Genomic DNA, 6564 nt, shown 5'->3' with positions numbered 1-6564 from the left:
GCGGTCGGACTGGCGATCCTCGTGGGCGCGGTCGTGGCCGCCCGCAGACCGGACCGGGACGGGGTCAGGACGGCGTGAGCGCCGGCACGAGCCACCGGTCGAGCAGCGCGCGGACCTCGTCCTCCGGGCGCGGCACGTCCGTGGAGGAGTCCAACAGCGAGATGAGCAGTCGCATGATCATCTCCGCGAGACCGTCGAGGTCGGCGTCGGAGACCCCGGCGTCGGACCACTCCACGGGGAACCGACGCAGCATCGCCGAGCCGTAGTCGAGCATCAGCGGCGAGGTGGCCGCCCGGCTGAACGTGGCGGTGTCGCCGAGTTGCAGCAGCAGGTTGAGTCGTGGGTCGCTCGGCACTGTGCGCAGACAGAACAGGATCCCCTCGACCACGGCCTCCGCGGGAGTCCGGCTGCCCTCGAGGTGGGAGACCAACCGGTCGACAAAGTCCTCGGCACCCCGGGCCGCCACGGCGCTCATGATCTCGCCGATGCTCCCGAGGTGCCGGTACACCGTTTGCCGGGTCACGCCGAGCTCGGCCGCGACGTCGGAGAGCGTCGTCTTGGCTACTCCGTGCCGGTCGATCAGCCCGGCGGTGGCGTCGATGATGCGCTGACGCGCCTCCTCCTCGTCCGCCGGGGGCCGGCCCCCCCACCCGTGTCTCGCCATCGGTTCAGGGTGTCACATCGGCCTCGCGCGTCCGCGGATCCCCGGTGCCCGCGGTGGTGCCGGGGGCGGAGCCGACCTCGCGGGAGGGGGACCGGGTCGCCAGGAGCGCCGCGACGACGAACCAGATGGCGACCGCGAAGCAGGCGAGCGCGTACCACCCGCTCCCGATCGGGGTGCCACCGCCGGTGACCCCGTCCGTCGCTCCCAGGAAGGCCGGGAGTGCCGCGATCCAGAACGCCGCGTGTACACCGACGTAGAGGACCGGGTAGACGCGGACGAAGGCCGGTGAGGCGACCGGTGGCGTGGAGCCCCGCCAGGTCCGGCGGGTCCCGTCCGCCAGCAGCCACAGGCCGACGAGCCAGAGTATGCCGAGGAACGTCCAGAGGATGGTCCGTTGGAGGGTTCCCTCGCTCTCGGCGTCCACGCCGACCCTGGTGGGCGCGGCCAGGATCACCATGAGTACCGGGGTGAGCACCCCCGCGACGACGGTCCGCCAGGCCACCGAGCCGCCGCCCATGGGCGTTCCGGTGCGCCCGGGCCCGCCCAGGAGCGTGACGACGAGCCACACCATGACGCCGAAGGACACCGAGGCGAACACCCACATGCTGTTCATCGGGACGGAGGCGAACATCGGCGTGTTGATCATGTTGTCGGGGTTCCACGCCCACCACCTGAGCTGGGGCCCGAGTTGGTCGAAGATCTCGTAGAACACCTGGCTGGCGAACGCGGTGGCGATCGCCCCGATCGCGGCCCCGCGCCGGGCGAAGATCCCCAGGGCGCGGACGAGCTCGTAGGTGAGCTGTGAGATCACCGGGTAGAACGCCACGATGTACAGCGGCAGTCGGTCGAACATGAACTGCACGGTGAAGACGTTGTGGGAGAAGATGAAGCCCACGTAGTCCTGCAGACCGAACCACTCGGGGAAGTACAGCGGCGGCTCGATGACCGCCAGGTAGATCAGGGAGGCGAACCACAGCCCGAGGTTGACCGGGTCGCCGTCGCGCCTCCAGCGCCGCCACGCGTGCACGAGGGCGAAGACCGCACCGGCGATGATCAGCACCTCGAGCAGGGGCATGGTCCAGTGCTCGAGGGCGAACGGTGAGCGAACGGCCCCCACGGGGTGTGCGTCGTCGCAGGAGAAGCCGAGGAAATCGGCGACCTGCCGGGCATCGGGTTCACAGGAGTACGCCATCGCTCAGCCCTTCGTCTGTCGGGTCGCGGACCGGACGGCGGAGGCCGCCGGTTCCACGGGGTTCGCGGGATCGGAGTAGTCGGTACCGGGCGGGTCGAGGCGGATGTCGAAGCCACCCGGCACGCGGGTGCGGCCGAGCGCCTCGCGGACCTTGTGGCGCAGCAGGCCGTAGACGAAGCGCGGGTCCGTCATCATGTCGCGGAGCGACTTGTCGAGGTTGAACACCGCGGTGAACGTCTGCTCCACGTGGTCGTCCTCACGGGCGGCGGCGGTGATGGCGTTGAACACCGGCCACGACACCCGGGACATGATCCTGCGTCGCCACGCGGGCGCGACCTCCGTGCCCTCGGCGAAGTCGTATCCCTGGTCGCGGGCCATGGCCAGCATCCACGGCACCTCCAGTGACGTGCGCTGCCGGTCGAGGAACGCGCGGGTGAACGAGGAGTCGAGTGACCGGTGCTCGGACAGGACGTCGGAGAGCACGACCGCCGAGCGGGCGGCCGAGCTCATGCCCTGGGCGTAGAACGGGTTGAAGGCGCAGGCCGCGTCCCCGATGGCCACCAGGCCCAGCGGTGGGTGTGCCAGCTCGTCGTAGCGGCGCCACTTGTTGCCCGTGGCGCGGGTGAGGTGCACCTCCGAGATCGGGGTGCCGGCCCGCATGGCGGCGGCGAAGGTGGGCGCGCGGAGTCGGTCGGCGGCGGCCTCGAACGTCTCGGGCGTGCGCGGCATCCGGATCCCCCACGAGCCCATGCACGAGATCGCGCGGTCACCCTCGACGGGGAAGAAGTTGGAGAGGAACTCGTGCTCCTGCGGATGGGGGCCGGTGTCCTGGGTGGGGGTCAGGACCAGGTGCTTCCACCACCAGTTCGGCGGCCGCTGCGAGGCGTCCGGGAGTTGGTACCAGCGGGACGTGTAGGTGACCTTGGCGTCGAGGGTCTTCTCGGGGACGGCCGGCCAGCCGGCGGCGGCGAGCCAGTCCCGGACGGAGGACCCGCGACCGAGGGCGTCCACCACGAGATCGGCCTCGAGGATCCGGGTCTCGCCGTGCGCGTCGCGGTACTCCACCCCGGTCACCCGCCCGGCCGGTGTCCCGCCTCCGGTGGTGGACAGGCCCGACGCGGTCACGCCCTCGCAGATCTCGATGGTCGGCAGTGCGCGGACCTTCTCCCGCAGGACACGCTCGATGAGGATGCGGGAGGAGTAGATCATCGTCATGGTGCTGGCCTTGCGCGGCCCCCAGCCGTCCATCTCGCCGTAGGCCGCGTCCATCGAGGGCATCAGCAGCATTCCGCCCGCCTCGATGAGCGACTCCTCGAACCCGGGGAAGATCGCGCCGATCGCGCGTCGCCCGGCGTTGAGGACGAAGTGCGGGTGCTTACTCTGGGGGACCCCGCGCCGGTGCTCGGCGCCGGGCGGAAGCTCGTCCCGCTCGAGGACCACCACCCTGTCGAAGTGCGGCGCCAGCACGCCGGCCGAACACAGGCCCGCCACGCTCCCGCCGAGGACCACTGCCGTCGCTCCGTGCATCCTTCAGTTCCCTTCATTCATACATTGATCGTCTCAATGTATGAATGTGCGAACCGGGTGTCAACGGATACGTCTGACCGGGTCGGTAGCCTGAGCGGCGTGAGCCTCACCGTCAGCACCGTCAACGTCAACGGGATCCGCGCCGCCGTCAAGCAGCGGTCGGAGACCAACCTCGGATTCCTGCCCTGGCTGGAGGGCAGTGGCGCGGACGTGGTCGCGCTCCAGGAGGTCCGCGCCGACGAGGGCCAGACCCGTAAGGCGCTCGCTCCGGCCCTCGACGCCGGCTGGCACCTCGTCGGCTCCGCCTCCTCGCTCAAGGGCCGGGCCGGCGTCGCGCTGTTGTCCCGGCACGAGCCCGCGGAGGTGCGCATCGGGCACGGTGATCCCGAGTTCGACGAGTCCGGCCGCTACATCGAGGCGGTGTACCCCGGCGCCGTCGACGGGGAGACCGTCACCGTGGCCAGCCTCTACCTGCCCTCCGGGACGGCCGAGACCCCCAAACAGGACGAGAAGGACCGCTTCATGGCGAGCTTCCGGGAGCACCTCGCCGAGAGCGCGAAGGTGGTCGGCGCCCACGACGGTCACGAGATGATCATCTGCGGCGACTGGAACATCGCCCACCGCGAGGCGGACCTGAAGAACCACAAGGGGAACCACAAGAGCTCCGGCTTCCTGCCCCACGAGCGTGAGTGGATGTCAGAGTTGTTCGCCGACGCCAGCGGGTGGACCGACATCGTCCGCCATCGTCGCCCCGACGAGATCGGCCCGTACTCCTGGTGGAGCCAACGCGGCAAGGCCTTCGACAACGACGCGGGCTGGCGCATCGACTACCACGTGGTGACCGACGGCCTGGTCGATCGTGCCGTGGCCGACCGGGTGGACCGTGCGAGTGCCTACGACATGCGGTGGTCCGACCACGCGCCGGTCACCGTCGTCTACGAGTGACGACGACGAGGGCGTCCGCACCGGAGGGGCCCGCGATCGCGGATGCCGCGCGGCGAGCACATCCGTAACCTCGGCTCCATGCCGACGTATGCGACTGCCGACCGTCCTGACCGAGCCGGACTCGAGGAGTTCCTGCGCCCGCGGCACCGCGCGGTGCTCATCACGCGGAAGTCCTCGGGAGGGTTGCAGAGCTCGCCCGTGACCTGTGGTGTCGACTCCGAGGGCAGGCTCGTCGTGGCCACCTACCCGCAGCGGGCGAAAGTGGGCAACATCCGACGGGACGCGGCGGTCAGTGTGTGCGTGTTGTCCGACGAGGTCAACGGGCCCTACGTCCACGTCGACGGAACCGCTGAGATCGTCGACCTCCCGGAGGCTGTGGAGCCGCTGGTCGAGTACTTCCGCAGCGTCGCCGGCGAACACAGCGACTGGGACGAGTACCGCGAGGCCATGGTGCGGCAGGGCAAATGCCTCATCCGGGTGACGATCGACGACTGGGGGCCGGTGGCGACGGGCGGGTTCCCGCCCGAGCAGGACCGGTCCACCGGCCGATGAGGGCGTGATCGGGGGGCCGGGGGCGCCGTGGGAAGATGGGCGCCATGTCTGAGCAGTCCACTTCCGCAGCTCCTGCGCCCACGACCGCCGCGACCGGGGCGCCCGCGACGCGCCAGCGCGTCCTGTCCGGCATCCAGCCCACCGCCGACTCCTACCATCTCGGCAACTACCTGGGCGCCGTGCGGCAGTGGGTGGACCTGCAGGACGATTATGATGCCTACTACTTCATCCCCGACCTCCACGCGATCACCGTCAAGCAGGATCCCAAGGAGCTGCGCGAACGGGTGTTCCGCGGCTGCGCACAGCTCCTCGCGCTGGGGGTCGATCCGGGCCGCTCGGTGCTGTTCGTGCAGTCGCACGTGCCCGAGCACGCCGAGCTGGCCTGGGTCCTGGGGTGCATCACCGGGTACGGCGAGGCCGCCCGGATGACGCAGTTCAAGGACAAGTCGTCCAAACAGGGCACGGACGGGACGACCGTGGGGCTGTTCACCTACCCGGTCCTCATGGCCGCCGACATCCTGCTCTATCGCCCGCACCTCGTGCCGGTGGGGGAGGACCAGCGGCAGCACCTCGAGCTGACCCGCGACCTGGCGATGCGGTTCAACTCCCGCTACAGGAAGACCTTCGTGGTGCCCGAGGGCAAGATCCTCGAGGGCTCGGCGAAGATCTACGACCTGCAGGACCCCACGGCCAAGATGAGCAAGTCGGGGGAGAGCCCCAAGGGGATCGTCAATCTGCTCGACGACCCGAAGGTCTCCGCCAAGCGGATCCGCAGCGCGGTGACCGACTCCGATGGTGACATCCGCTTCGATCGCGAGATGAAGCCGGGTGTGTCGAACCTGTTGACCATCCAGTCGGCGTTCACCGGGCGGCCGGTGGCGGACCTCGTGGCCGATTACCATGCCGCGGGGGCGGGGTACGGCGCGCTCAAGACCGACACCGCCGATGCCCTCGAGGCCTTCGTCACCCCGTTGCGCGGTCGGTTCGACGAGTACATGTCCGACAGGGGCCAACTCGAGCAGATCCTCGCTGACGGCGCGGATCGCGCGAGATCCGTGGCCGGGCCCGTGCTCTCGCAGGTCTATCAGGCGGTCGGGTTCACCGCACCGCGCCGCGGATAGGACACCCAGGGCGCAGGCCACTGCGTAAGAATGAACCTATACAGATGTATCCTTACAGCGACGAAACCCAAGTTCACGGCGTAGACCGCGGGGCGAAACACCTCCGTCACACTACGTCCTTAGAGTCGCTTTCAGCTCGACGGGGAGAGGAACCCGTCGGGTGTCACATCACCTGTAGGGAGTGGACGCATGGGTCTAGTCGCCGGTCTCATCGGAATCGTGGGGGATCTGCTCCATCTGCTGCTGGGCGGCCTGTAGGCCCCGCGCCGCGGTCGACGAACGGCGCCCCTCGCCAGACGTGGTGAGGGGCGCCGTTCCGTGTGCGGCGCGCCTCCCCGGCAGAACGTCCGCGCGGAGGGAACTCAGGTCTCGGCAGTGCCCTGATGGAAGGTCTGGCGCCAGGAGCCCCTGGACCGGACCCACACCGAGCTGCGCAGGATCGAGTCACCACGGGACCGCTCGCGCCAGATCACCAGGATCGTGTCGGAGGCGAGTTCGCGGGCCTCGATGACCTCCATCGTGTGGTCTCCGGATGCCTGGTCGGTCGACCCGGCGGCCGCGAG

General features: G+C 69.7%; 6 protein-coding genes and 1 pseudogene. 3 read left to right on the top strand and 4 right to left on the bottom strand.

Annotated elements, in window-relative coordinates; translation table 11 throughout:
- Positions 1-64: 64 nt before the first annotated feature.
- The 3 genes from G6018_RS10740 to G6018_RS10730 are packed head-to-tail and all read right to left on the bottom strand — an operon-like array spanning position 65 to position 3383.
- On the bottom strand, positions 65-664 hold the full coding sequence (locus tag G6018_RS10740) for a TetR/AcrR family transcriptional regulator (RefSeq protein ID WP_182639574.1): 600 nt from the start codon (positions 662-664) through the stop codon (positions 65-67).
- Between the two features lie 4 nt (positions 665-668).
- Entirely contained in the window at positions 669-1856 is a 1188-nt protein-coding gene (locus G6018_RS10735; protein ID WP_206682364.1) for a hypothetical protein, read from the bottom strand.
- A gap of 3 nt (positions 1857-1859) precedes the next feature.
- Positions 1860-3383, bottom strand: a complete 1524-nt coding sequence (locus G6018_RS10730; protein ID WP_182639573.1) for a hypothetical protein — start codon at positions 3381-3383, stop codon at positions 1860-1862.
- A 99-nt stretch (positions 3384-3482) separates the two neighbouring features.
- Here G6018_RS10730 and G6018_RS10725 point away from each other — a divergent pair, with 99 nt between their 5' ends.
- The 3 genes from G6018_RS10725 (at position 3483) to trpS (ending at position 6001) form a co-directional block, all read left to right on the top strand.
- Positions 3483-4328, top strand: coding sequence for an exodeoxyribonuclease III (locus G6018_RS10725; RefSeq protein ID WP_179524735.1), 846 nt, complete (start codon positions 3483-3485; stop codon positions 4326-4328).
- 78 nt (positions 4329-4406) lie between these two features.
- The gene (locus tag G6018_RS10720) at positions 4407-4880 is read left to right on the top strand and encodes a PPOX class F420-dependent oxidoreductase (RefSeq protein WP_182639572.1); all 474 of its coding nucleotides are present in this window, start codon (positions 4407-4409) and stop codon (positions 4878-4880) included.
- Positions 4881-4924: 44 nt separating this feature from the next.
- Entirely contained in the window at positions 4925-6001 is a 1077-nt protein-coding gene (gene trpS, locus G6018_RS10715) for a tryptophan--tRNA ligase (RefSeq protein ID WP_182639571.1), read from the top strand.
- A 362-nt stretch (positions 6002-6363) separates the two neighbouring features.
- On the opposite strand, the pseudogene G6018_RS10710 reads toward trpS, so the two are convergent.
- A pseudogene (locus G6018_RS10710) lies at positions 6364-6564 on the bottom strand (DUF4440 domain-containing protein); the annotation flags it as partial.

Source organism: Dietzia sp. DQ11-44 (assembly GCF_014145205.1).
GTDB lineage: Bacteria > Actinomycetota > Actinomycetes > Mycobacteriales > Mycobacteriaceae > Dietzia > Dietzia natronolimnaea.
The sequence above is the reverse complement of the archived record's forward strand: the minus strand, read 5'-3'. Positions and strand labels throughout refer to the sequence as shown.

What these genes read in the sequence shown, in the direction of transcription:
- G6018_RS10740 (WP_182639574.1), bottom strand. Translation starts at nt 664, where the DNA reads ATGGCGAGACACGGGTGGGGGGGCCGGCCCCCGGCGGACGAGGAGGAG.
- G6018_RS10735 (WP_206682364.1), bottom strand. Translation starts at nt 1,856, where the DNA reads ATGGCGTACTCCTGTGAACCCGATGCCCGGCAGGTCGCCGATTTCCTC.
- G6018_RS10730 (WP_182639573.1), bottom strand. Translation starts at nt 3,383, where the DNA reads ATGCACGGAGCGACGGCAGTGGTCCTCGGCGGGAGCGTGGCGGGCCTG.
- G6018_RS10720 (WP_182639572.1), top strand. Translation starts at nt 4,407, where the DNA reads ATGCCGACGTATGCGACTGCCGACCGTCCTGACCGAGCCGGACTCGAG.
- trpS (WP_182639571.1), top strand. Translation starts at nt 4,925, where the DNA reads ATGTCTGAGCAGTCCACTTCCGCAGCTCCTGCGCCCACGACCGCCGCG.